This is a genomic window from Thermoplasma acidophilum DSM 1728, from assembly GCF_000195915.1.
Taxonomy (GTDB): Archaea; Thermoplasmatota; Thermoplasmata; order Thermoplasmatales; family Thermoplasmataceae; genus Thermoplasma; species Thermoplasma acidophilum.
The window spans coordinates 193,440-217,107 of record NC_002578.1 but is presented as its reverse complement, the minus strand read 5'-3'; the positions used below and the strand labels follow the sequence as shown (position 1 = coordinate 217,107).

Annotated in this window: 23 protein-coding genes and 1 other RNA gene; 11 read left to right on the top strand and 13 right to left on the bottom strand. The window is 46.8% G+C overall.

Annotated elements, in window-relative coordinates; translation table 11 throughout:
• Nucleotides 1-48: 48 nt before the first annotated feature.
• Entirely contained in the window at nucleotides 49-1,272 is a 1,224-nt protein-coding gene (gene truD, locus TA_RS01080; RefSeq protein WP_048161471.1) for a tRNA pseudouridine(13) synthase TruD, read from the top strand.
• On the opposite strand, the gene TA_RS01075 is transcribed toward truD, so the two are convergent.
• The 4 genes from TA_RS01075 to TA_RS01060 form a co-directional block, all read right to left on the bottom strand.
• Nucleotides 1,258-2,637, bottom strand: coding sequence for a glycosyltransferase family 2 protein (locus TA_RS01075; protein ID WP_010900640.1), 1,380 nt, complete (start codon nucleotides 2,635-2,637; stop codon nucleotides 1,258-1,260). The genes truD and TA_RS01075 overlap by 15 nt on opposite strands.
• Nucleotides 2,638-2,757: 120 nt before the next feature.
• Nucleotides 2,758-3,639, bottom strand: a complete 882-nt coding sequence (locus tag TA_RS01070) for an electron transfer flavoprotein subunit alpha/FixB family protein (RefSeq protein ID WP_010900639.1) — start codon at nucleotides 3,637-3,639, stop codon at nucleotides 2,758-2,760.
• Nucleotides 3,640-3,745: 106 nt separating this feature from the next.
• Nucleotides 3,746-4,375, bottom strand: coding sequence for an electron transfer flavoprotein subunit beta/FixA family protein (locus TA_RS01065; protein ID WP_241761864.1), 630 nt, complete (start codon nucleotides 4,373-4,375; stop codon nucleotides 3,746-3,748).
• A 41-nt stretch (nucleotides 4,376-4,416) separates the two neighbouring features.
• Entirely contained in the window at nucleotides 4,417-5,574 is a 1,158-nt protein-coding gene (locus TA_RS01060) for an MFS transporter permease (protein ID WP_241761863.1), read from the bottom strand.
• A 524-nt stretch (nucleotides 5,575-6,098) separates the two neighbouring features.
• Between TA_RS01060 and TA_RS01055 the strand changes: the two genes are divergently transcribed.
• Nucleotides 6,099-6,527 carry a hypothetical protein gene (locus TA_RS01055; RefSeq protein ID WP_010900636.1) on the top strand — a complete coding sequence of 143 codons (429 nt, stop codon included), beginning with the start codon at nucleotides 6,099-6,101 and terminating at the stop codon, nucleotides 6,525-6,527.
• Nucleotides 6,528-6,634: 107 nt separating this feature from the next.
• On the opposite strand, the gene TA_RS01050 is transcribed toward TA_RS01055, so the two are convergent.
• Nucleotides 6,635-7,990 carry a dihydrolipoyl dehydrogenase gene (locus tag TA_RS01050; protein ID WP_010900635.1) on the bottom strand — a complete coding sequence of 452 codons (1,356 nt, stop codon included), beginning with the start codon at nucleotides 7,988-7,990 and terminating at the stop codon, nucleotides 6,635-6,637.
• 131 nt (nucleotides 7,991-8,121) lie between these two features.
• On the opposite strand from TA_RS01050, the gene TA_RS01045 reads away from it, so the two are divergent.
• The 3 genes from TA_RS01045 to TA_RS01035 all read left to right on the top strand — a co-directional run bounded on the left by TA_RS01045 (nucleotide 8,122) and on the right by TA_RS01035 (nucleotide 11,342).
• Nucleotides 8,122-8,958, top strand: a complete 837-nt coding sequence (locus TA_RS01045) for a CBS domain-containing protein (protein WP_010900634.1) — start codon at nucleotides 8,122-8,124, stop codon at nucleotides 8,956-8,958.
• Nucleotides 8,955-10,385: a glycine--tRNA ligase gene (locus tag TA_RS01040; protein ID WP_010900633.1), complete on the top strand. Its 1,431-nt coding sequence runs from the start codon at nucleotides 8,955-8,957 to the stop codon at nucleotides 10,383-10,385. The genes TA_RS01045 and TA_RS01040 overlap by 4 nt, the downstream gene beginning before the upstream one ends.
• 108 nt (nucleotides 10,386-10,493) lie before the next feature.
• A complete protein-coding gene (locus tag TA_RS01035) occupies nucleotides 10,494-11,342 on the top strand; it encodes an SDR family oxidoreductase (RefSeq protein ID WP_010900632.1) in 849 nt (282 codons plus the stop codon).
• A gap of 1 nt (nucleotide 11,343) precedes the next feature.
• Here the strand turns inward: TA_RS01035 and sufD are convergent, their stop codons facing one another.
• From sufD to sufC, 3 genes are read right to left on the bottom strand one after another with little or no spacing between them, the layout of a single operon-like run.
• A complete protein-coding gene (sufD, locus tag TA_RS01030) occupies nucleotides 11,344-12,549 on the bottom strand; it encodes a Fe-S cluster assembly protein SufD (protein ID WP_156778456.1) in 1,206 nt (401 codons plus the stop codon).
• Nucleotides 12,546-13,991 carry a Fe-S cluster assembly protein SufB gene (gene sufB / locus TA_RS01025; RefSeq protein WP_010900630.1) on the bottom strand — a complete coding sequence of 482 codons (1,446 nt, stop codon included), beginning with the start codon at nucleotides 13,989-13,991 and terminating at the stop codon, nucleotides 12,546-12,548. The genes sufD and sufB overlap by 4 nt, the downstream gene beginning before the upstream one ends.
• Nucleotides 13,992-14,732: a Fe-S cluster assembly ATPase SufC gene (gene sufC, locus TA_RS01020; protein WP_010900629.1), complete on the bottom strand. Its 741-nt coding sequence runs from the start codon at nucleotides 14,730-14,732 to the stop codon at nucleotides 13,992-13,994. It lies immediately after the preceding gene.
• Nucleotides 14,733-14,825: 93 nt separating this feature from the next.
• Here sufC and TA_RS01015 point away from each other — a divergent pair, with 93 nt between their 5' ends.
• From TA_RS01015 to TA_RS01005, 3 genes are all read left to right on the top strand, one after another.
• Nucleotides 14,826-15,473: a helix-turn-helix transcriptional regulator gene (locus tag TA_RS01015; RefSeq protein WP_010900628.1), complete on the top strand. Its 648-nt coding sequence runs from the start codon at nucleotides 14,826-14,828 to the stop codon at nucleotides 15,471-15,473.
• Between the two features lie 12 nt (nucleotides 15,474-15,485).
• Nucleotides 15,486-15,788, top strand: a complete 303-nt coding sequence (locus TA_RS01010) for a metal-sulfur cluster assembly factor (protein ID WP_010900627.1) — start codon at nucleotides 15,486-15,488, stop codon at nucleotides 15,786-15,788.
• A 61-nt stretch (nucleotides 15,789-15,849) separates the two neighbouring features.
• The gene (locus tag TA_RS01005) at nucleotides 15,850-16,404 is read left to right on the top strand and encodes a TATA-box-binding protein (protein WP_010900626.1); all 555 of its coding nucleotides are present in this window, start codon (nucleotides 15,850-15,852) and stop codon (nucleotides 16,402-16,404) included.
• A 94-nt stretch (nucleotides 16,405-16,498) separates the two neighbouring features.
• Here the strand turns inward: TA_RS01005 and TA_RS01000 are convergent, their stop codons facing one another.
• Together TA_RS01000 and TA_RS00995 are read right to left on the bottom strand one after the other, a co-directional pair.
• A complete protein-coding gene (locus TA_RS01000; protein WP_010900625.1) occupies nucleotides 16,499-18,511 on the bottom strand; it encodes a (Fe-S)-binding protein in 2,013 nt (670 codons plus the stop codon).
• A gap of 53 nt (nucleotides 18,512-18,564) precedes the next feature.
• A complete protein-coding gene (locus TA_RS00995) occupies nucleotides 18,565-19,680 on the bottom strand; it encodes an OFA family MFS transporter (RefSeq protein ID WP_010900624.1) in 1,116 nt (371 codons plus the stop codon).
• A gap of 160 nt (nucleotides 19,681-19,840) precedes the next feature.
• On the opposite strand from TA_RS00995, the gene TA_RS00990 reads away from it, so the two are divergent.
• Entirely contained in the window at nucleotides 19,841-20,416 is a 576-nt protein-coding gene (locus TA_RS00990; protein WP_048161467.1) for an ankyrin repeat domain-containing protein, read from the top strand.
• A gap of 6 nt (nucleotides 20,417-20,422) precedes the next feature.
• On the top strand, nucleotides 20,423-20,854 hold the full coding sequence (locus tag TA_RS00985; RefSeq protein WP_241761862.1) for an OsmC family protein: 432 nt from the start codon (nucleotides 20,423-20,425) through the stop codon (nucleotides 20,852-20,854).
• A gap of 3 nt (nucleotides 20,855-20,857) precedes the next feature.
• Here TA_RS00985 and TA_RS00980 read toward each other — a convergent pair whose 3' ends face one another.
• The 3 genes from TA_RS00980 to ffs form a co-directional block, all read right to left on the bottom strand.
• Nucleotides 20,858-21,478, bottom strand: a complete 621-nt coding sequence (locus TA_RS00980; RefSeq protein ID WP_010900621.1) for an alpha/beta fold hydrolase — start codon at nucleotides 21,476-21,478, stop codon at nucleotides 20,858-20,860.
• A gap of 104 nt (nucleotides 21,479-21,582) precedes the next feature.
• On the bottom strand, nucleotides 21,583-22,686 hold the full coding sequence (locus TA_RS00975; RefSeq protein WP_010900620.1) for an HD domain-containing protein: 1,104 nt from the start codon (nucleotides 22,684-22,686) through the stop codon (nucleotides 21,583-21,585).
• Nucleotides 22,687-22,696: 10 nt separating this feature from the next.
• An RNA gene (ffs, locus tag TA_RS07950) (signal recognition particle sRNA) lies at nucleotides 22,697-23,000 on the bottom strand.
• Between the two features lie 57 nt (nucleotides 23,001-23,057).
• Here ffs and TA_RS00970 point away from each other — a divergent pair.
• The gene (locus TA_RS00970; protein WP_010900619.1) at nucleotides 23,058-23,642 is read left to right on the top strand and encodes a class I SAM-dependent methyltransferase; all 585 of its coding nucleotides are present in this window, start codon (nucleotides 23,058-23,060) and stop codon (nucleotides 23,640-23,642) included.
• The last annotated feature ends 26 nt before the right edge of the window (nucleotides 23,643-23,668 follow it).

Genomic DNA, 23,668 nt, shown 5'->3' with positions numbered 1-23,668 from the left:
AGCACTGCACATGTTAAATTTTCAGATAATATACCTGTGAGTTCAACCATGTCAGCAGATCAAAGCAACCGGGCCAGGCCCGTGATTCGCATAAAGGAGAACCCTGAAGATTTCACGGTTGAGGAAGTTGCGGACATTCCGAAAAGCGACAACGGCAAATACACAATCATAAAGGCCGAGATCATAGACTGGGATACCAACAGAATAGTGGAGGAGATCGCATCCGCGCTCAGGATAAGCAGAAAGAGGATCTCGTATGCAGGCACCAAGGACAAGCGTGCCAGAAAGATCCAATATTTCTGTATAAATGCACCCGTTGACGTTTCAGTGTTGGCGTTCAAGGGGTTCAGGATCATCGATAGATTCAGGAGCGATCACTACCTCAGGCTGGGCGATCTTACAGCGAATCATTTCAGGATAAGGTTCCAGGGTGCATCGGACGATTACATAGAGCAGCGTTACGAGAAGATGATGGAGTGCGGTGGTTTTCCAAATTACTTCGGCCAGCAGCGCTTCGGATCCAGGCGCAGGAACACCCATGACGTCGGGAGGCTCATAGTAACAGGAAGGTACGAAGATGCTGTTCGCCTTTACCTATACGATGAACGTTACGATATAGAGGACTACAGGAGGGAATTCATAGAGACGCTTGACTATAATAGGGCACTTGAAAAATTTCCTAGAACCCTCAGGTTTGAGCGTTCGATAATAGGGTACTATGCACAGCATCACACTTTTAAAGGTGCGTTTGACGCCCTCCCAAAAAACCTATCCATAATGTTCGTGCACGCATACCAATCGTACCTCTTCAACAGGATGCTTAGCCTCAGGATCGAAAAATACGGATTAAACAGGGCCATACCCGGCGATACGGCTTTTCCTGTGGACAGGTATTTCAACCCAGATAAGTCCAGGCCAGTGGAGGTTAATGAGGTAAACGTGGACACGATAAACCAGCTTATTGAAAGGGACCGCCTCAGGGTGGCGCTGCCAATAATAGGTTCAGAGGTTGGACCGGATCAAAGCGATTTCGGAGAAATAGAGAAAAAAATCCTGGAGGAAGAGCATGTGGATCGATCCATGTTCAGAAATTCGGAATACCCCCATCTCTCATCCACCGGCGACAGGCGTATAGTATCGGCGAAGCCTGTTGACTTTTCAGTTTCTAACAGCGTCATGGATTTCACCCTCGGCAGAGGCATATACGCAACAACCCTGATATCCACGTTTGGAGATCTGGTCGATTTTGACGCTGAATCAGATGGGTTTTGATATAACTTCGAAGGATCTCTCATTCTTTAGGAAGCTAATGAAACCAAGCAGGCCTCCAATTATCTCCAGCGGCGAGATCACAAATATGTATAGGAACACCAGGATGGCGTAATCGATCAGGCTTTCACGATATATCCCTGAGACTTCCCTGTTGATGCGCAGACCAGAGATGTAAAACCATATCCAAAATGAAAGCGTGAAAGCCCAAAGAAATAGAACCTCCGGATTTATCACTGCCATACGTATCACACCAAGGAAGTGAAGGACCATGAGGATAGGGACAACGTTCTGCACCACCATCCCGATCCAGAATATTATGCTGTATATCATGAAGGCCCTGTATTTTATCGGAATGCCGCCGTAGAAGCTCAGGTTTGACACGTTGAGGAACCAGCGCTTCCTCTGCTTCAGCATGTCCCTTATGGTGGTTGGAGAAGACCCATAGGTTATTGCGGGCATGAATGCCGATCGGCCTGGATACAAATATGCAAAGTTCAGGGCAAAGAAGCTGTCATCCGCTATGGCCCTATTTCCGTTATCCCAGCCAACTGACTCCTCCACATCTGATCGGACGAGCATGTTCTCCCCATGAAGACCTATCAGCGGCATCTTTATCACGTTCGTGAAAAAGTAGAACCTCGTGAGGTCGTCTGTCGGCCTCATCGAATCAGCGTACTTTGTTATGAAGTTTCTCGTCAGAAAGTGGGGAAAAGAGAGTATGCCCTGAGCCAGATAATATTTATCTCCATAACGCATGATATGCTCAGCCACGGCAGCAACGCTCTCCGGGCCTATTGACGTGTCATCGTCCAAATGGTATATCCATGTGCTCTTTGATATCAGTCCCTGCGCCCTTAGGTTCTCTATTGCGTACTGGTTGGCCCTTGACTTTGCCAGAGCTCCCTTCTTCGTCCTGTATTCCCTCGGGACAACCGTTATCCTTATTCTGTTGCTGCCGCCATATTTTTTCTCGAGGTAGGACCTGGCTTCTGAATTTTCCTCGATCACCAGGTTTATGAACCAGTTCCTGAGATTACGGGGTGCAGATGAAACTATTGAGTTTATAACCCTTTCAAGTGCGTTCACCACATCCCATCTGGCTATCGACGCTATCTGAAAAACAACCATCTCATCGATATGGCCGCTGAAATCTGATAGACGCACGTTCCTACTCTTGTAAGCTCCAGCCAGGGCTATTACAATAATGGGCATGCCCATCAGCCAAAGTGCCTCGACGGCATAGGTTATGGGACTCGATGAATCAGAAATGAATTTGAATCCTGCAGGAATGAGGAGGACAAGAATGACGGGGATCTGCCAGAAAGTCAAGCCCATCGCAAAAGCGCCCTGCCTTAGAGTTTGCATTTAATGATGATCGTATGATTATTATATAAATTTTGGCAGATTGATCTCTACGGTTTCCAGAGACGAACGGCGACAACGATTAAAGAATAAAAATTATGGATGTTCAATATCGATTATGTTTCACTGCTTGAGCTGTTCCAGTATCTTTGGAACAACGGTGAATAGATCACCGACTATCCCATAATCGCATTCCTGGAATATGGGTGCATTCTTGTCCTTGTTTATGGCGATCACCGTTTTCGAATTTCTCATTCCGGCTATGTGCTGTATCTGGCCTGAAATACCCAGCGCGATGTAGACTTTCGGAGAAACTTTCTTGCCTGAGAGACCTACCTGCCTGTCCTCGCTCAGCCATCCATAGTCCATGCAGACTGGCCTCGATCCTGCGATCTCGCCATTCAGAGCCTTTGCCAGCGGTTCAATCTTTGCTATGTTCTCCTTGCTGCCTATGCCCCTTCCGACTGATACTATGACCTTTGCGTCCTCTAGCCTCACGCTTCCGCCCGCCTTGCTTACGAATTTCGTTATCTTTATCCTGCTCTGGCCTATCTCCAGATCTCTGATCTCCGGCGTAGTTCCGAGATCCTTGGCCTCTATAACACCCGGTGCAACCGTCAGGATCCTGGCATCACTCTCCTCCTCTATGACCGTTTTTCCACCATAGAAGAATCTCTTTGTGTGTGCCTTCTGCCCGTTGAACTCCAGCGAGAATATCTCAGTTGCAGTGTAGAAACCCGTCTTAAATGATAGATATCCAGCTATCTCTCTGCCAACCTCCGTGGATCCTATCGCTATGTAGTCGTAATTTCCTGCAATCTTCAGAATGCCCTCAGATACGGCATCGAATGGCGTTCCCTTCTTAGCTCTATACAGAACCTTGGATCCGAGTCCCTTTGCGTCCCCTTCCCCTATGATCACCGAATCCATATCACCCTTGCCGGCTACAAGTGTGTTCACCTGCCGGAGGAAGTTCATATCATCCGATACTGTCAGAAACTTCATCTTATCTCCTCCTTAAGAACCTTTACAACCTCAGCTACGCCTTCATCCACCTTCTCAAAGACCTTCCTCTTCCTCTCACTCTTTGGAGCAAGGTTAGAGATAACATTCACGTTGCTGAAAGATCCTCAAACTTCTCTGTGCGTATCGGCTTTCTGCCAGCCGCCATGATCTGCAGAACAGGCGGAAGCCTTGGTTCATTTATCTCCTGCTTTACGGATACGACTGCCGGCATTTCCGATTCCATCTCTGCGTTTTCTGTTTCGCCAACCTGGGTTATCCGAACGGTCTTTCCATCCACCACTATATTGTTTGCATTACCAAGGAGAGGAATTCCCAAGCCTGCCGAGATGAGCCCTGGCAGCATTCCTGTATACGAATCGGCTGACTGGTCGCCGAGAATAACAAGATCGAAAGGTATCTGTTTTAGGTAGTTCAAAATGGCCTTTGCCGTGACCTGAGGGTTGTTGCCCTTGTAGCCTGTTATGAGGATGCCCTCGTCAACGCCCATCGCATAGGATTCCTTCATGGCAGAGGTTCCAGCTTCGGTGCCAAATATGATCCCGGTGACCTTCCCTCCGTACTTCTCCTTAATTCTGACAGCGGCCTCTATGGCATTTTTGCTCAGATTCTCAAGCCTGTAGGGGATTCCTGTCAGAATTGGCTTTCCTTCGCTGTCTGTCTTCATCTGGTCTATGTCTATAATTTGCTTAATGAGAACAGCTACGTTTACCATCATCCTGATATGATTCCGTGTCGTATATACGTTTTCAATGGGCTTCAATTATTTGCGGTCTCGTATGGATCGCTTACCTTGAATATCTTTGGATTCGTTATTACGATTATCCCAATGACAAGGGCGAATATGGCAAAGGCCATCGCTGTAAGGAATAGCATCGCACCGCTGACAGCCCACAGGATTGAACCCATCAATGGCGCTATGACCATTATGGGATTCCTGAAGAAGGATGTTATCTGCCTGAAATCGAATGACGAAGGGAACTGCGATTTGAGGAAACGCACAGAACCGATGAAGGCCACGGGAAGTAGGGCGAGGAATATCATGCCAGCAACGTATGATGCTGGATACATAAAGCTCAGCAGAAGAAGGCCTGCTACAAGAATCAGATCCTTGACTGGATAGAAAAATGGAGTAGCTGGTATATTGGATGATTCGAAAACATATACAAGTGCAGCGCCTATTATGATAGCAGCGGCCACTGAGAACATCACCGCAGGCCTCGACATGCCCGATCCAAGACCGGCGGATATGACGAATGGAAATGACGCTCCGATGGCTATCCAGACAAATATCTCATCTAATGATACGGCAAGCAGGAGAAGCTTCTTTTCAATCGTCCTTATCTTCTCCATCGAGTTGAACGGCCTTACAAACACATGGAATGCGTCCGCTATGCTGAACCTGCCGGTAGGCCTCCTAAAAAATACGAATACGGCGGCAAGACCTACCGCAAGCATTATTATGGCCATGTAGGAGTCAAGGACAGACATCTTACCTGGAAAGACCCCGGCAACGATGAGGCCAATAAAGCCACCTAGCCCTGCACCGCCCATGAATATCCTCTCATTCGTGCTTATGGATACTTCGTTCCTCACCGTGGAATTGTAGAACATAATCAGTGACACTGTGAAAAGGGCAACAGAAACGGAAATGATCGGAATGCTCTGTGATATGTAAACGAGTACGAACGCCACGGCCACCATCAGTATGGATACCGGTACTATTATGGCATCCCCAGCACGACCCACGTACTCGCGTGAAAGAGAATTGAAGATCAGGTATAATATAACGGCTATGGCGAAGAATACGCCTAGATAATAGAACGGTATACCCCCTTCCCTGAGTATGAATGTGAAGGAACCTGCATAGAGGGCCAGCGAAAAGAACGTTGCCACAACTATGCCGAACCTGATCAAGAAAATGTCTCTATCGTCCGTGGCGGTGCACCTATTTCAGCATCATATACCCGTTATAAATAAATTTCTATGTATCGTACATATTTTCTCACTTCCTCTTCGTTTCACCAGTTCTCTTAAGCTCGATGCCTTTCCATTCTGCGGAGAAGCATAAGTGATCTACTCCGACTAGGCGTCGGATCTTCTTCCTGATTCAACGACACGCGATCAATACATTCATGATGGTATCCTGCCGGCGGTATCTCCACAGGCGTCAATTCTGACCGCACCAGCCCCACCTCTACCTGAATATACATAAAAAACTAAGAACTTCTCTATCAGGAAAGTCCGTGCATATCATGCCTCAATATCTGGGTTTTACTACTTCCCTCAAATCTATAATTTTCTCATGAACGGATCAACGACTGTTCAGCTATGCGAAGCCACTACAGACACTATGAATGGCGACGTTTGATTCTTTTCAAAGAACAAAAATCTCTGCATGATCGCCATAACGCTTAATAAAATGCTAACGTTAAAAGAATATGCCTTTACTGGCAAGAACTGGAAGCCTGTCCGTCGGTACAGCCGCCGGTGTCCTCTTTCTTATAGCTATGGTTACGATCAGCCCTGTTTCGTGGTTCATATCCGGTCTCATTGCTGGCGTTGCATCAAAGGGATCAGCACGTGGAGCGCTGGCCAGCCTTATATCCGCACTTTCAACGGTTTTCATAATGATCACGATAACGATAGTAGCTCCGCCCTCTTTTCTGCAGTCTGTTTATAATTCCACGGGAAACAGTTTCATATATCTGTTCTTGAGTTATTCGCTGCACCAGATAAATTCCCCCATATCTCCGTTGGTGAACCATATAATAGTAGATTTTACTCTGTTTTCCGTCCTAGGGGGAATAATTGGCGGATCTCTCTTCAGAAATAGAATATATGCTGACGACATAGCCCCAAAAAAATGATAATATTTCTGTCCTCACACATTCAAGGCCAACATTTACTGTATCACATTTATCATAGTATTCCGAACTGCACAAAATTTTAATTATGAATAAAAAATATTTAGGGTTCAGTAGAGTTTTCTTGCAGCAGAATCTATTCCCTCGAAGGTCATTGGGTGCTGATGTGCCATCTCAGCTAGATCTCTCAAGCTGAGCCCCTTAGAAACAGCCAGTGCAATCTCATTTATAACGTTCCCTGCGTCGTTCCCTATCACGTAGCCCCCTATAACCTTCATCCTTTTATCCGTGAAGATCCTGATCTCCCCGAACATCTCGTTGTTGATCTGCGCCAACGCATCCTTCTCAATCTGATAATCTGTCTCAAGGTATTCTATGCCCATCTTCCGTGCCTGAGACGGCAGTATTCCAACGTAGGCCATCTGCGGTATTGTGTACACTGTGAATGGTACTGAAAGCGGATCGAAGTAGTCAATCGGTACGTTGTTTGCCATTATGTTATTCGCAGCAACCAAAGACTGCCTCTTGGCCGCATGGAAGAGCGGCGTTATTCCGTTGACATCACCGGTCGCATAAATATTCTTTATGTTGGTCTGCATCGCCATATTAACCTTGATTCCGTGTCTGTCGTGCTCAATACCGAGATCGTCGATGCCTTCCGGAAATACAGGAACCCTTCCAACTGCCATCAGAACAGCTTCAACTTCTATGGATTCTTTCTCACCTTCTTTGCCGAAATTAACATGGTACATGCTTCCGTTCCTTTCTATCGACTGAACAGGTGAAGCCGTCCTTATATCCATTTTGGGCAGCAGCGGTAAAAGTTTATCCACCATGGCTTCATCCATGGTGCTCATAACCCTGTCCAGCATCTCTATGACCGTTACCTTTACACCAAGTATGGACATGAATGAAGCCGTTTCCATACCAATGTATCCACCGCCTATTATCGCGATGCTCTTTGGAAGTTTCTTCACCTTTGGCTTCAGCGAATAAAGATCTGCGCTTGTCCAGGCAAGTTCTGCGCCCGGTATCTTGGGCACAAAGGTTTCTGAACCTGAAGCTATTATTATTGCTGATGATGATCTGTATCTTGATGTTCCGGTATCCGATGAAACTTCAACGGTATTGTCATCTATTATCCTTGCTGTACCCTTAATTATCTTCAGACCCGCTTCCTTGAGCTCTTGGTCATGCTGTTCATATCTTATATTCTGGACACTGTCTTTGTGATCGACGATTTTACTGTAATCTATGGAATAATCACCGAAATGCCTCATCTTCGCCAGATTATGCACCGTTTCGATCACAGCTTTAGATGGAACACAACCTTCTGCAAGGCAATTTCCCGACATCACGCCCTTCTTATCTATCATGAGAACGCTGAAACCTGATCTCTTAAGCCTGAACGCGGCTGGATAAGCAGCGCCTCCTGCACCTATCGTGATGACGTCATATTCTTCCATATTTCTGTATCGCAGAGATGAATAAATTTCTTTTTTGTGATGTTATATCATGGTTATGATTAATTCGATGCAAAACCATGCCATTTAGTTTAGGAAAATAATTTTATCCAGATTAACAATGCACCGCCATCATGAAAGTATCAGATATAATGACGCCCGATCCCATAACCTACCACGTCCCGAGCTCAATAAACGAAGTCATAAAGGTACTAATAAAATACAATGTGACTGGCGTACCCATAACAGATCAGTCAGGCCATTACGCTGGTTTTGTCAGCAGACGGGATGTATTTGCTAACCCACGGGAAACTCAGACAGCCATGGTAATGAGGAGATCCAAGGCGGTGTACGAGGATGATGAAGTAAGGACGGCAGCGCTTGAAATGCTGGCACAGAAGAAGAGGCATCTGACCGTCGTAGACAGAGATGGACATGTCAAAGGCATACTCACACCACAGAACTTCATGAAAACGATAAAGGAAAATTATGGAAATGTGAAGGTAAAGGAAGTAATGAAAGAAACAAGCGTTCCGATATGGTATAAAACACCGCTTCCCGCAATACTCACTGTGATGAACGTTTCAGGGATATTCTCATTTCCTGTGATAGATGACAACGGAACCTTCGTGGGGTTGCTGGTCGACAGGGATATATTCGACAGGATCGACCTGAAGTTTGATTCAATACTGAGCGAAATGGGCATAGCTGACGATGAAGATCCCTGGTCATGGACCGGCCTCCGCAACGTGTTCAAATACGTTGTAGAACGAGCGGACATAAAGCTTCCAAAGATCTCTGCGGATGAAATAATGGTAAAGAATCCAACCGTTGTCTATGCTAACGATAAACTATCCACAGCCGCAGAGCTCATGATAAAGTACAACTACAACCAGCTCCCTGTGCTGGATGACTCGCATGGTATATACGGCATGCTGTACGATATCGAAATGCTGGGTGTGTTTCAATGAGCTTCGATGACGTTATCGAGCTGGCAAAGAGGAGAGGCTTCTTCTGGCCTTCGTACATGATATACGGCGGTTCTTCTGGTTTCTACGATTATGGGCCTCTGGGTACTCTCCTGAAGGACAACATAATAGCCGCATGGAAAAGGGAATACGCACGTGAGGGTGCAATATTCCTAGATACCCCTGTGATATCGCCTGCAGACGTATTCAGGGCCTCAGGACACCTGGAAAAATTCTCAGATATAGCTGTGAAATGCAGCAAATGCGGAACGCCTTACAAATTTGAAAGCCTGATAAAAAGCCTTGGTATCAATGAGATAGCGAAGACAGTTGATGAAGCCGCCGCAATACTTGAAAAATACGATGTAAAGTGCCCGAAGTGCGGGGAAAAGCTGAAGAATCCATATGATTTCAACCTTATGTTCCGTGTCGGATCCAACGATCTCTACCTGCGTCCGGAAACGGCACAGGGCATATTCATAAACTTCAAGAATCTTTATAATTACGCCAGAAACTCAATGCCGATCATAGTTTGCCAGGTGGGTAAGGGGTTCAGAAACGAGATTTCCCCGAGACAGGCATTGATAAGAATGAGGGAATTTTCCCAGGCTGAAGTTGAAGTCTTCTACATTGAAAACGATGACTTCCCCATCCCTGATTCTAGCGTTGAACTTAACATGCTGAGGAACACTGGAGATCTTTTGAAGATGAAGGTCTCCGATGCCCTTAGATCCGGAATTATAGGCAACAGGGTTATGGCCTATTTCCTCAACAAAACATATGAAATACTCCTGAAGCTCGGGTTCCAACCGGATCACATAAGGGCAAGGGAGCATGATCCAGGAGAAAGAGCACACTATTCGTCAGAGACATGGGATTTTGAATATCTCCTTGATGGTGATTGGACCGAGATAGTCGGTGTATCAGATCGCGGAACATACGATCTTGGAAGACATCAGCAGTTTTCCGGAGAAAACTTTCAGATAGATGGCAGGACACCGAAAGTCGTAGAACCCTCCTACGGCCTTGACCGTATACTTCTTACTATAATGGATTCCTCATACTATAGAAGGGAAAACGGGTACAAGGTTCTTCGCCTCGATCCACATATCTCGCCCATCCACATGGCCATCTTCCCACTCCAGAAAAGGGATGATCTGGATAAGATAGCAAAGGATCTTTTTGAAAAGATGAAAAATATAGATCCATTCATATTCTATGATGACAGTGGGAATATAGGCAGGAGATACGCAAGACAGGACGAAATAGGTACTCCTTTCTGCGTGACGGTTGATTACCAGACAAAGGATGATGAAACCGTAACAATAAGAGAAAGGGACAGTACTTCACAGGTCAGAGTGAAGATCAGCGATCTTCTCGAACGAACAAGATCTTTCCCGGATTCCCTTTCTGCGTTGTTCTCAAATTGAATCTATTTAAATCTTTAAACGTTGATTCACGTTCTGTCTATTAAGACTATATCACGGCGATCTCGCAAGTAAATAACTTCTTTATAATCTCGCGCAGATATTCATGGGATGTTTGAAAGAAATTTGCTCGAGGGAAAGATCGCACTCGTAACTGGAGGAGGCACAGGAATAGGTTTCAGCATAGGAAAGCGGTATGGTGAGCTAGGTGCATCCATAGCCATATGCGGGCGCAGGGAAAATGTACTGGCTGATGCTGTATTCAAATTCAAGGAGGCTGGGATCGACGCAGATTCTCATCGCTGTGACGTAAGAGATCCTACCCAGGTTTCTGAAACCGTCGATCACTTCATGGATCGTTTCGGTAAAATTGACGTCCTGGTTAACAATGCGGCCGGAAATTTCGTCTCACCAACTGAGAAGCTATCCCCGCATGCTTTCGACGCCGTCATAGGCATTGTACTTCATGGTACAGTGTATATGACGCTTGAACTTGGCAAGCGGTGGATCAGGAATGGCCAGCATGGTGTGGTCCTTGACATCGTAACGACCTATGCATGGACCGGATCCGGCTACGTTGTTCCGTCTGCAGCTGCGAAGGCCGGAGTTCTCGCACTGGTAAGATCCCTTGCCGTGGAATGGGCTAAGTATGGAATCAGGCATGTGGCCATAGCACCTGGCCCGTTTCCAACGGAAGCAACGAGAAAGAATCTCTTCCCTATCCCCGAAATAGAGGATCGCATAGTGCAAAGGGTCCCGCTGAAGAGGCCTGGGAGGATGGATGAAATAGCAAACCTCGCCGCCTACCTAGTTTCCGATGGGGCCGAATACATCAACGGTTCGGTAGTGACCATTGATGGTGGTGAATGGCTCAAGGGAGCTGGCCAGTTCAACCATCTTGAAAATCTGACGGAGGATCAGTGGAAGATGATCTACAAGATATCGAGAAAAAAAGAATGAATCAGAGGCCGGAGAACCTGACAACGGCCTCCTTAAGCCTTTCATCGGATCCTTCAACCACATGCTCCGTGAAACCTTCCACTATCATGTTCTTCGCAGTATCCTCATCGATACCCCTGGAACGCAGATAGAACAGGGATATATCGTCTATGTTGCTTATAGCAGATGCGTGCTTCGATCTCACGTCATTGTTGTTTATAAGCAGCGCCGGTTTAGTGTTCGCAAAGGCATCCTTAGAAAGCAGCAGTATCCTTGTATCGTAGTAACCCTCGGCATGCCTCGCCTGCTCCCTTATGTCTATGTTCCCACGCTGCATGGTCAGGCTCCTATCCCTTACAATTCCCCTAATGTATATGTCAGCAACGGTGTGCGTACCTATCTGTATCGTGTTATCCCTGAGATCCATCTGCTGCAGCGATCTGGTGAAGCTTACACCCCTGACCTGGTAGTTCGTTCCATTTCCATACTGATACGATTCCGTCACGATGATCGATCTGTCGTATCCGTTCTCAGCATGGTATATTCTCGCTGAGGAGTAATCGTCCATGAACGTCCTTATGAATTGGAGGCCCTCCACTGTCTTTGGCCTGTCCTGCACCTGGTTGTACTCTATTGATGCGTTCTTGCCCAGGAATATATACGTATTGTCGCCCTGATACCCATTGCCTGTACCGCTGCCTGATATTCTCCTGAAAACGTTGATCTTCGATCCTTCATCCACTATTATCATATTCTTTGCGGCAAACGAGGATGTTGAGGAAGCGTAATCCTCTATGTTTATGGAAGCAGAGACGCCCTTGGGAACATAGAGGAAAAGACCGTCATGGAAACCTGCGTTTATGAGAAACTCGTAACGATCGTACACGTATTCTTTACCCGCAAAATCGTAAAGGATGGAGGGGTGCGTCTCCTCAGCATCCCTGATCGATGAAACTATTAGTCCCTTAGTGTCGTACACGTGAACCCGGCCGTTGACGATTGCCACGTCCTCATCCGATCTCCTGTAATCTCCGTTGCTAGCCTCCTGTTTTCCGAGCACCATCTTCTCAACGAATTCATCGGTGAATTCGACGTACCTCATCCTGGTTGGGCTCTCCTTCCAGGTCTGCGGTGGCGTCTTCATGAACTGTATGAAGTTCTCCTGCCTGTACTCGTGCAGGCGATCGTATCCACGATCGTTTATCATGTCGCGTATCTGCTCGATCATCCCACAGCACCCATCTTGCTCATTTCAAGTTTTACCAGCCTGTTCATTTCCACTGCGAACTCCATGGGTATCTCCTTCATGACGTCATCGAGGAAACCCAAGACGATCAGCGAACTTGCCTCATCCTCAGAGAGCCCGCGTGATCTCAGGTACGTCAGTTCTTCAGTGCCGATCTTGCCTACGGTTGCTTCATGGGTGAAGTTGGCTGTTGGCTCGTATATTTCGTCATGCGGCATGGTGTAGGATACCGATTCATCGTTTATCAACAGAGCATCGCACTGAACATGGCTCTTTGCATTCACTGCATCCTTGTTTATCCTCACAAGGCCGCGGTATATGGATTTTCCATCGCCGAGCGAAACGCTCTTTGCTATGATCTTTGAGCTTGTATTTGGAGCCATGTGTATGGCCTTCGCTCCTGTATCCTTAACTGTGCCGGGACCGGCAAGGGCTATGTTCAGGTTCGAAGTGGTAGCGTTTCTTCCACGCAGATACGATGACGGATATATCATCGTAACCTTTGAACCGAGGGAACCGCCTACCCATTCCATGTTCCCGTTCTCCTCTACCCATGCACGCTTCGTCGGCATGTTGTAAACGCTGTTTGACCAGTTCTGTACGCTCGTATACCTTCCGTGTGCATTCTTCATTACATAGTATTCGACTATGGCGGCATGCAGGGAATCCTTGGAATAAACTGGGGCCGTGCATCCTTCAAGGTAGTGCACGCTTGATCCCTCATCCGCAACGACAATTGTGTGCTCGAACTGACCGGTGGCCTCTCCGTTTATCCTGAAGTAGGTCTGCAGAGGCATGTCAACGTGTACGCCCCTTGGCACATAGAGGAATGCTCCACCGCTCCATACGGCTACGTTCAGCGCGGCGAACTTGTTGTCGCTTGGCGGGACTGCCTTTGCGAAGTACTCCTTCACGAGATCAGGATACCTCTTCAACGCTGAATCCAGATCCATGAAGACAACGCCCTTCTCCTCCCATTCCTTCTTTATGCTGTTGTAAATCCCTTCACTGTCGTACTGTGCGATGGAACCCGCAAGGTACTTTCTCTCCATCTCAGGCACGCCCAGCTTCTCGAAGGTATCCTTTATCTCCTTGGGGACCTCGTCCCAGTTGGTGGCCTTGACCTCATCCGGCCTGCTGTAATAGGTCATGTTTTCCCAGTCTATTCCGGACAGATCCGGACCCCAAGTGGGAACTGGTTTCGACATGAAGATCTCGTAGGCATGAAGCCTTATGCGCCTCATCCAGTCTGGTTCCTTCTTTATCTCAGATATCTCCTCTACAACCTGCCTGCTCAGACCCTTTCCGGTCGAGTAAACAGGGTTTATGTTGTCATGGAACCCATAATCCAGGGATCCATTTGACTTCAGATCGTTTATAAGTCTATCTATTTCCTCATCCTTATTAACATACGTTGATTCCATTTATGCCACCTCCTTAAGCCAGTCATATCCATTTTCCTCGATCTTATCCGACAGCGATTTGTCTCCATTTATCGCTATTGTGCCGTTGACCAGCACGTGCACGAACTGCGGTTCTATATCCTTCAGAATCCTCTGGTAGTGCGTTATTATCAGGTATCCGACATCCTTGCTGAAGTACTTCTTCAGCTGTTCAGCAACCATTCTCAGCGCGTCCACGTCAAGACCGGAATCTATCTCATCCAGTATTATCATCTTGGGTTTCAGTATGAGCATCTGCAGTATCTCAAACCTCTTCCTCTCACCACCGGAAAAACCGTCATTCACTGATCTTGATATGAAGCTCTCGTCAAGGCCAACGGTCTTCATGGCCTCCTTTATCCTTTTGTTGAACTCCGAAATGACTATCTTCTCATCAGGATGCAGATGGCTGTAGGCTATCCTGAGGAACGTAGAAATGCGGACACCCTCAACTGCCACGGGGCTTTGGAATGCAAGGAACAGCCCTGCCCTGGCCCTCTCTTCCGGCGTTGCATACGTTATATCCTTACCATCCAGTATTATCTGCCCGCCGGTTATTTTGTAATCTGGATGCCCTATGAGCACATTGCCAAGTGTGCTCTTTCCGGCCCCATTCGGGCCCATCAGTGCGTGTATTTCACCGCCGCCTATCTTAAGGTTGACATCCTTCAGTATCTGTTTATCCTCAACTGATGCAGAGAGGTTTCTGATCTCAAGTATCATAAGCTATCGTAGGAATATATCTTAATACTATTTAAACACTTTTTTGTGTCTAAATTGACTAAATTTAAATAATCATTACGCATTACTTATCATATGATATACGACGACATCCTGGGGACAACGAAGACGACCATACTGGAGAGCTTAAATGTTAAGGACAGGAGCGTCGATGATCTCTCGGAGATTCTGGGCATAAACAAGACAGCAGTCAAGGAACATCTCGAATATCTTGAGATGCGTGGATACGTTTCTTCATATTTCCAGAGTGGTGGTGCTGGCAGGCCAAAAAAGTTTTACAAGCTGACGGATAAAGGTATTTCACTGTTTCCCAAAAAGTACATAGATTTTGCAAAGCTGCTGCTGGATGAGACGGAAAAGGTACTTGGCACAGAACAAATGAACGCAATACTTGAGAGGATCGCCTCCAGGATGATATCCGATACCGGATGGCTTGCCGAGGATCTCCGTGACAAGCCCAGGGATGAGAAGATAAAGAAGCTGCAGGAGTACGTTTCAATGCTTAATGTTCTCGGTTACAATGCTACGCTTGATGTGTACAGCGACAGGGTAATTATATCAAGGCATAACTGCATATTCTACGATCTGGCAAAGACAAACAACAGGATAATATGCAATTCTCTAGGCAGAGATCTGATAGTACAATCGCTCAATGCGGACTTTCAGATAACCGAAAAGATCAGCAGCGGGTCGAACAAGTGTGTTATTGAAGTTAAATTGTGAGGTGTTTTTATAATGGTGACTAAGGAGGAGGTGCTAGAAGCCTTAAAGGCTGTTTCAGATCCGGAAATAGGTTACGATGTTGTCAATCTCGGACTCGTGTACGATATACAGATAAACGGCAACAGGGTTTACATAAAAATGACCATGACAGCACCGACGTGCCCCGTGACGCCCTGGATACTCAGCGAAGCACAGCGTGTTGTCGAAGAGCTTCCGGGGGTAGAGGCCTGCGACATAGAGCTTGTATGGGATCCGCCATGGAACCCGAAGATGATGAGCGACGAGGCAAAACAGGCACTCAACATAGATTATTGATCGTTTTTCCGCAGTAATCATATCTTTAAATACCATTTAAATATAAACCATCTGATAACTTATGAGTGAGAGAGAAAAGATCACCATAGAGAATATAGTGGCATCAACATCACTTGCGGAGCATCTGGATCTCAGCAGGATCGCACTCGCCCTCGATGGATCAGAATACGAACCCGAGCAATTTCCAGGCCTCATATACAGGCTTCAGGAACCGAAGACAGCTGTGCTTATATTCAGGAGCGGAAAGGTGAACTGCACTGGTGCCAAGAATATCGAAGATGTCAAGAGGACAATAAAGATCATCATAGACAAGCTCAAAGCAGCGGATATAGAAGTCTACGACGATCCCCAGATAATAGTACAGAACATCGTGGCAGTCTACGATCTAGAATCAGAGCTCAATCTGACAGATATAGCCATGTCCCTTGGACTTGAAAACGTTGAATACGAACCTGAGCAGTTTCCAGGTCTGGTATACAGGGTTGAGGAGCCAAGAGTGGTTCTCCTTCTATTCGGTTCAGGAAAGGTTGTCTGCACCGGAGCAAAGGAGGAGAGCGAGATAGAACAGGCCGTAATAAAGGTCAAGAAAGAACTACAGAAGGTAGGCTTGATCTGATTACAGATCCTGGAGTATTCCGAACTTATCGCATCACCCTGCGATTCAAGTTCGGCCATGCCCAGATCTTAGAAGCTTTTTCCTGAATGCCCAATCAGCTTGTGCCTTTGTTTTCAGTTTTCCCCTGATCCTCTATCAGGTTCTCCCGAATTATTATGGCTATATCCTTGACCTGGATCTTATCCTCCACGTTCATGGTTCTCGCTGCGTCAGAGAGCATGGCATTGCAGAATGGACACGCAACCGCAACGTTTGATGCGTTTGTTTTCATTGCCTGTTCCATCCTTATATGGCTTATGGCCTTCTCGCTATCGACCTTGTACCAGTAGTTACCGCCCCCAGCACCGCAGCAGAAGCTTGAGTTTCTCGATTTTTCCATCTCAACCAGGTTCGATGACGATGAGACTATGAATCTCGGATCATCGTATACGCCGTTTCCACGTCCAAGGTAGCACGGATCGTGATAAGTCGTTAAAGTTTCTGAATTTTTGACCTTCAGCTTTCCCTCGCGTATAAGCTGGGCAAGGAATTCGGAGTGGTGCACTACCTCTGTCTTCAGCCCGAACTCAGGGTACTCGTTCTTGAAGGTGTTGTAGCAGTGCGGGCATGAGGTTACTATCTTCTTCACCCCATATTTGTTGAATGTCTCTATATTTCCGGTTGCCAGCGTCTGAAAGAGCCCCTCTTCGCCTATCCTTCTGGCCGTTTCTCCAGTGCACCTCTCCTCAGATCCGAGGATGCCGAATTTAACGCCAGCCTTCTTCATCAGATCCATAACGGCTATAGCCGTTTCCTTTGCCTTTGGATCGTAGGCTCCCATGCAGCCGACCCAGTAAAGTACCTCCTTATCCTCTGAGTACTTTTCAGCATACTGCAGAAGGTCGTCCCTGTCCATCGGGGAGCTTCCAAGCGGGTTACCCGTATTGTACAGATTCGTCAGATAGGTCGTAGTCTCCTTTGAGACTCTGTTTTCCATTACGAGGTTGCGCCTTGTTTCAGTCACAAAGTTGTATGGCCTTATGAGTACTGGGCATTCCTCCACGCACGCCATGCATGTTGTACAGGACCATGCGGCATTCTCTGTGAGTATGACCGGCACGAGATCCGTCTCTGTTCCAACAGTCTTCTTTAGGTTCTGGACTACTGCCCTTGGATCTAAGCCAGTGCCGGAAGCGTATGCCGGGCATGCCCTCTCACAACGCCCGCAGTCTGTGCAGGCCATGGCCGCAGTCATGTATTCAAGAGACAGTTCCTTCACATTCTTAGCACCCACCTTCACCTCGTAGTTTCCAGATGCCATGACCTCTGACAGTATGAATGGGGTACCAACGTATGAATTTCCATGTATGACCGTCTTCGTAGCGTGCGTGGGGGAAAGCAGGGAATGGAAGAGCTTTGAGTATGGGAGATACAGGGCAACGAGGAAGGCCGTGATCACATGCGCCATCCACAGATCCCTGTATACTGCTATACCTGCAGGACTGAAGCTCCCGTATGGGAAGATGTAGCTGAGGTACCACTCGACGAACCTGTATATATCGAATGATTCCCTGAAAAGTGCTATTTTCAGTGCGCCCAGGAAGAACCCTTCCAGCGCAAGAAGAAGTATGCCAGAGAGAAGTATGTAGTCTTCAGAAGTCGTATGCATTGGTACGAAATTCGTTAACCTTCTAACCAGGGCCATTATCAGGCCAATTATCAGAATTATGCCTCCAATCTGCGTGAATACCTCGAATATGAGGTAGAACGTCCCGTATAGGATCCCAACACCTATCAGTGGCTTCAGAATATCATGCGAGAGAGCTATCAGGGATGTTGCTATGAACAATATGACGAAACCGTAGAATATGAACAGGTGCATTATCCCAGCGTACCTGTTCTTAACTATCTTCCTCTGGAATATGGCGTAGCTGAAGAACTGCTTTACCATCCTGGGAAAATTGGATGTTAAATATGACCACATAACCCCATAGTTGATCCCCTTTTTCGAGTAGGATCTGTACCACATATAGATGTCAAATATTGCAACGGGAAATGAGATGGAATAGAGTATTATGAGCTCAGGTACGGGTATGAAAACCAGCGTGGGGCTTACGGGTATGGTCATATTCGAATATGGGCTATGCGTATTTTAACCTTTTTTTAGCCATTAAGTTTCTATCACATAGCCTGCCTTTTTTTAACGGCACCACGTGATGCTATCAGCAATGCAAGACCAATAACACCGGATATGAGAACGAATATGAATGATACGCTTACGTCATATGCAAAGAGGAGAGCAAATATGGTGCTGCCTATGAATCCAGATATCGATTTTCCCGTGTAAAATACACCGTTATTTGCGGTTGAAAACCTGGTACCGAAAACATCGCCTATGTAGGAAAAGTAAAGTGATATCATTGATCCTCCGAAGAAACCTATGATCACTATTGCAGGTATGTACTGCCTCGCAACAAGAAATGCTGAACCCGCTATTATGAATACATCGATCATCATGACGCTTGCGGATCTCCCTATCCTGTCCGATAGCCATCCGATCATCGGCCTGCTTATTCCGCTCATGAGTGGAAAAATGGACACAAGCAGCGAAAACTCCAGGGCAGGAAGATGACGGCCTATGTATCCGAATGATGATGATATGACTAGGAGCGGAACTGAACCGAAAACGAAGGAAGCGTACAGAATCCAGAATACCGGGCTGGAGAGGTTGCGCCTTGGTCTCTCGCCAGTCAGACTCGTGCCTGGATATCTGGTTAGATACATGAGTATCGGCATTAACACTATTTCCATGAGTCCTATGATAAGCATTGGCGCCCTGAAACCGGTCGCGTGGACAAGAAAAACGTTAGCGACGCTGGATCCAAGGCCGAAGCCGAGTGAAACTATGCCCACGGCAAAGCCCCTTATGTTGCTGTACCACTTAACCGCCAGATTTGTGGCTATCCCGTAAAGTATCCCTTCTCCGATGCTTCCTATGGACCAGACCGCATAAAATTCGTAGATTGAATGCACAAAGGATCCGCCCAAAAATCCAAAAGCTGAAAGAATCGCCGATATCATCCCTATCCTGGCCGGCCCATCCCTGTCAGCAAAGTATCCTCCAACACCCTGGAATGTGGTCGAAAAAACTGTGAAGAGCGTAAACGCCACTTCGACATAGACCGTGGATGTGTGCAGATCAATGGATATCATAGGTTCTAACACATTCCATGAGTACTGGTATAGCGAGTTCATGGACATTACGACAAGCGCTATTACGAGATAGCCTCGCTTCACACAACTTCAATTGTTCTGATGTTCTAATTATTTGCCATGATCGCGAATCAATGATGTTCCGAAACTCATCGAAAGGCACCGGAGCAAGATCCATTTTTGATAAATGGTAATGCAATTCAGCGTGGGAAACATTTATCAGCCTTCAGAATGTCATACCTGCATGGATGATCAGACATTCATCAGCACCATAAAAACTGGCGACAAAAAGAAGATAGAGGAAATGGCGGATGATCTATGGAATTACAGGGATCTGTATCAGAGGAATGCGCTGATGATCTCGGCCATGTACGGGAGGACTGATCTGATAGAATTCTTCGCCGCAAGGTACGACCACATCGATGATAGGGACATAGAAGGAAATACGGCATTGATGTGGGCTGTGCGTAACAACAGGATGGAATCAGCGAAAAGCCTCATCGCACTGAAATGCAGCATTGATATACCTGACAGCGCCGGCAATACGCCGATCTGCTGGGCAGTAATATTCGGATACACAGATATGGTCAAGCTGCTCATATCCTCCGGAGCCAATATAAATATATCAAATGATGAGGGAGATACCCCTGCGATACTTGCCTCTAAGTACGGAAGATCCGAATGTCTCAAGATGTTAATAGAGGCTGGTTGCGACCTGAACGCAAAAAACCACAATGCTCAGAACGTGTGGAAGGCTGCGGAGGCCTTTGGCAGAAAAGAAATATTAGAAGTTCTCGCATCGTTATCCAACGGTAGGTGATATACTGTGGCAGACCAAATGCATGTGTATGAAAGTGATGTATCATGGATCGACGACAGGAGAACGGAGGTTTCGGTGGGAGATCACAGGATCGAGGTTGATTCTCCACCAGAGTTTGGCGGTCCAGAAGGCCAACTTTATCCTGAAACGCTTTTCCCAAGCGTTCTCGCATCCTGCCTCCTGACGACTTTCCTGGAGTTCAAGGACAGAATGGGGATAAACCTGAAAAGCTGGAACAGCCATGTAACCGCTGAACTGGGGCCGTCGCCAGAGAAGGGCTTCAAATTCCATCGTATAAAAATACATGTGAAGATAGGAGTGAACGATGAGGATAAGGAGAAGATACCGAGAGCAATGCAGCTGGCCGAAAAATACTGTTTCATATCGAGGGCAATAAGAAATAATGTTGAGGAAATAGTAGATTACGAATTCGTGTGATGATCAGAGATTTCTCAGGAAATCAACGGTTATCCTCACGAACTCTTCAGGTTTTTTTATGTATACTGGATGGCCAGATCCCTCAACAATTTCCAGTCTTGATCCTGATATGATTGATGCATATTCCTTAGAGAGGGCGATGGGCACCACGTGATCCTTTGAACCCCATACTAGTAACGTTTTCTGTCTTATTTTCTTCATATCGCCCTTCAGGGATTCAACCCATGCCGGTGCGACAGCAATTATGCCGTCTACTATATCCGGGTACTGCAATGTAGTCATTATGACCATTCCACCGCCCATGGATGCCCCCATTATGACCGATCTCGCCACGCCGTTCGCCTTTAGGTAATCCCTTATAAATTCAGCGGCGTGTTTAAGATCGCCCCTATCTATCCCGTACTTTTCAGAACTGGCTGACCTTCCAAATCCCGGATAATCTGGAGCGTAGACGTTATAGCCTATCTTCGAGTAGTTATTGAACAGATCGGCTTTATCCCAATCCATAGAGGTGAACGAGTATCCGTGGAAGAGCGCTATGCTTCTTCTGTTCGAATCTGTGACCATCTTCCTCTGAAATACCCTGGTTCCATTCACATCAATGAATTCTTCTTGTAATGCCATGACTGTATATCACAAATAAGGATTTCAATGATTCTATCTGTGGAGAGTTTTCATGGATAACATTGGGTCCTGGCATCACCAACATCTTACAAGATCTTTTTGTATCAGATTCCTGCCAGATCTCGCTTCAGATCCCTCTCATCCTCATGGTATCCATAGACGTATATGTAACGTCTATCTATCGCTGAATTCAGCGCGTTTACCAGTGGTGATGATTCCTCTCCTGTGGCGATCCTGTTTTCAAGCAGAACGCCAACCTGTGTCTTGAGCCTATCCTTTCCTCTGAAAGACAGCGGCGGTATTATATCCACTATGAATTTCTCCGATACTGCATTTAGAATGTCATGTGCAAGGCTTTCATCGTACTTCACCTTGTAGAGAACCTTCATGAGCCTGCGGTCCAGTATGTTGCGCATCATATCCTCTGAACGTGGATCCGACATGAGGAGATGAGTGAATTCCTGGTCGCTGAGCCGGTAGGTGTCATAGGCCTCGGACATGATCGCAGCCCTCTCAAGCATCCTGTTTGCTATTCTGCAGGTCTTATGGAAGTATACGGCCTGATACATCAGAAAGCGTGATATCAGCAGGCTTTCTATGTCCGAGAGACCCTTCTCCTCGATGATCATCCTGCCATCGTAAATGCCGGATACGCTGATCACCCTCGCTGGATTTACAAAACCTATGGACACTCCGCAGTAGAATGAGTCTCGTCTCAGATAATCAAGTTCATCAGCGTCTATGGGCCCGCTGACGATTTCAGACAATACATTCTCACGCCCCTCCAGGATGCTTACGACCTTCTTCACATCGATTGAATATTTTTCCAGTATCGATGGTATATTGCTTTCCCTTTCACCCCTTATTATCTTAATGCCTTCCTCCAGGTGATCCACACCCCTGTTTTTACGATAAAAGTCCTCTATGGTGTGCGAGAATGGAAAATGCCCGACGTCATGCAGAAGTGCTGCCATTGCCGTTTCCTCAGACTTTATTCCCAAATGGTCAAGGTACATGCCAGCAAGATGGAAAGTACCGATGGAATGCTCGAACCTGGAATGATTGGCGCTGGGAAACACCAGGTAGCAGAGGCCAAGATTCTTTATGTAGCGCAGCCTCTGGAATTCTGGAGTGTCTATCATCTCAAGTATGGCATCTGAAGCTCGTATGGGCCCGTGTACAGGATCCTGGATTATCTTTGAATTCATGCCGATCAGAAGCCAGACACACCCGGTTCGGTCTGGGCGTCCTGTCAGGTACCCCCTGTTTCCTCTCACCCCCGCACCCCTCCAGCATCGAGAGTCCAGGGTGTCGTTGCTCCCTTCCGGGCCTGGCGCGTTCCCCTGGCAAGCCATGGGCGCGTTCTCCTTTGAGATCGTGTCCATGGGCCTCCGATCCAGAGGGACAGGAGATCATTGATTCCGCAGGGCCTGGCAGAAACCCAGGTGGTCTCACCGGGCTGTCGCCCCCGCATCTAGACTTCGGGTACAGGGGACGCCTAACCCCCCGGCCAAGTCTGGCAATAACCATATAAAAGAACCGGTAAAAAGCTTATGCATATGATTCGATATGGACATGCATGGATCTTTACAAGGAAGGGGAGGAGAAGTTCGGACCGGTTTCATCGTACTTCTATGGTATGATATCAAACCATTTTCTGCGTGATCTCTACGCCATCATTGTTGACGATGTCGGGAGGTTCAAACCATCCGCCATACTTGATGTGGGCTGTGGAACAGGGACAGCCGATTACTTCATATTATCCGCATTCCCTGATATATCTGTAGACTGCATCGATCCATCGCCGTACATGATCAGCATCGCAAGGAAGAAGCTCTCAAAGTTCGGATCAAGGGTAAGGGCGGAATTAGGAAGCAGCAGATCGATCCCCTTCGATCGCAGATACGATTTCGTCTTCACATCTATCTCATTTCATCACTGGAAGTGCCGTGAAGATGGCCTAAGGAACATGGCAAAGTATGTTTCCGATCATGGCGTTCTGGCTGTATACGAATACTATAGGCCAAATCTGAGGAGCTTCCACAGGGTCGCTGGAAAACATGCGCTCACGATGGAAGACGTTGAGAAGTTGAACATAGAGGGTTTCACAAAGAAATATGAGATAAGGGGAGAGATGATGAGGATCATGTTTCAGAGAGATTGATTCCTTACCGATTATTCTGGACGCTG

Excerpts from the sequence above, each read along its gene's own strand:
- TA_RS01075 (WP_010900640.1), bottom strand. The coding sequence starts at position 2,637 with ATGCAAACTCTAAGGCAGGGCGCTTTTGCGATGGGCTTGACTTTCTGG.
- TA_RS01070 (WP_010900639.1), bottom strand. The coding sequence starts at position 3,639 with ATGAAGTTTCTGACAGTATCGGATGATATGAACTTCCTCCGGCAGGTG.
- truD (WP_048161471.1), top strand. The coding sequence starts at position 49 with ATGTCAGCAGATCAAAGCAACCGGGCCAGGCCCGTGATTCGCATAAAG.
- TA_RS00975 (WP_010900620.1), bottom strand. The coding sequence starts at position 22,686 with ATGAATTCAAAGATAATCCAGGATCCTGTACACGGGCCCATACGAGCT.
- TA_RS01045 (WP_010900634.1), top strand. The coding sequence starts at position 8,122 with ATGAAAGTATCAGATATAATGACGCCCGATCCCATAACCTACCACGTC.
- TA_RS01050 (WP_010900635.1), bottom strand. The coding sequence starts at position 7,990 with ATGGAAGAATATGACGTCATCACGATAGGTGCAGGAGGCGCTGCTTAT.
- TA_RS00990 (WP_048161467.1), top strand. The coding sequence starts at position 19,841 with ATGGATGATCAGACATTCATCAGCACCATAAAAACTGGCGACAAAAAG.
- TA_RS01015 (WP_010900628.1), top strand. The coding sequence starts at position 14,826 with ATGATATACGACGACATCCTGGGGACAACGAAGACGACCATACTGGAG.
- TA_RS00970 (WP_010900619.1), top strand. The coding sequence starts at position 23,058 with ATGGATCTTTACAAGGAAGGGGAGGAGAAGTTCGGACCGGTTTCATCG.
- sufC (WP_010900629.1), bottom strand. The coding sequence starts at position 14,732 with ATGATACTTGAGATCAGAAACCTCTCTGCATCAGTTGAGGATAAACAG.
- TA_RS01000 (WP_010900625.1), bottom strand. The coding sequence starts at position 18,511 with ATGACCATACCCGTAAGCCCCACGCTGGTTTTCATACCCGTACCTGAG.
- TA_RS01055 (WP_010900636.1), top strand. The coding sequence starts at position 6,099 with ATGCCTTTACTGGCAAGAACTGGAAGCCTGTCCGTCGGTACAGCCGCC.
- sufB (WP_010900630.1), bottom strand. The coding sequence starts at position 13,991 with ATGGAATCAACGTATGTTAATAAGGATGAGGAAATAGATAGACTTATA.
- TA_RS00980 (WP_010900621.1), bottom strand. The coding sequence starts at position 21,478 with ATGGCATTACAAGAAGAATTCATTGATGTGAATGGAACCAGGGTATTT.
- TA_RS01035 (WP_010900632.1), top strand. The coding sequence starts at position 10,494 with ATGTTTGAAAGAAATTTGCTCGAGGGAAAGATCGCACTCGTAACTGGA.
- TA_RS01040 (WP_010900633.1), top strand. The coding sequence starts at position 8,955 with ATGAGCTTCGATGACGTTATCGAGCTGGCAAAGAGGAGAGGCTTCTTC.
- TA_RS01010 (WP_010900627.1), top strand. The coding sequence starts at position 15,486 with ATGGTGACTAAGGAGGAGGTGCTAGAAGCCTTAAAGGCTGTTTCAGAT.
- sufD (WP_156778456.1), bottom strand. The coding sequence starts at position 12,549 with ATGATCGAGCAGATACGCGACATGATAAACGATCGTGGATACGATCGC.
- TA_RS01005 (WP_010900626.1), top strand. The coding sequence starts at position 15,850 with ATGAGTGAGAGAGAAAAGATCACCATAGAGAATATAGTGGCATCAACA.
- TA_RS01065 (WP_241761864.1), bottom strand. The coding sequence starts at position 4,375 with ATGATGGTAAACGTAGCTGTTCTCATTAAGCAAATTATAGACATAGAC.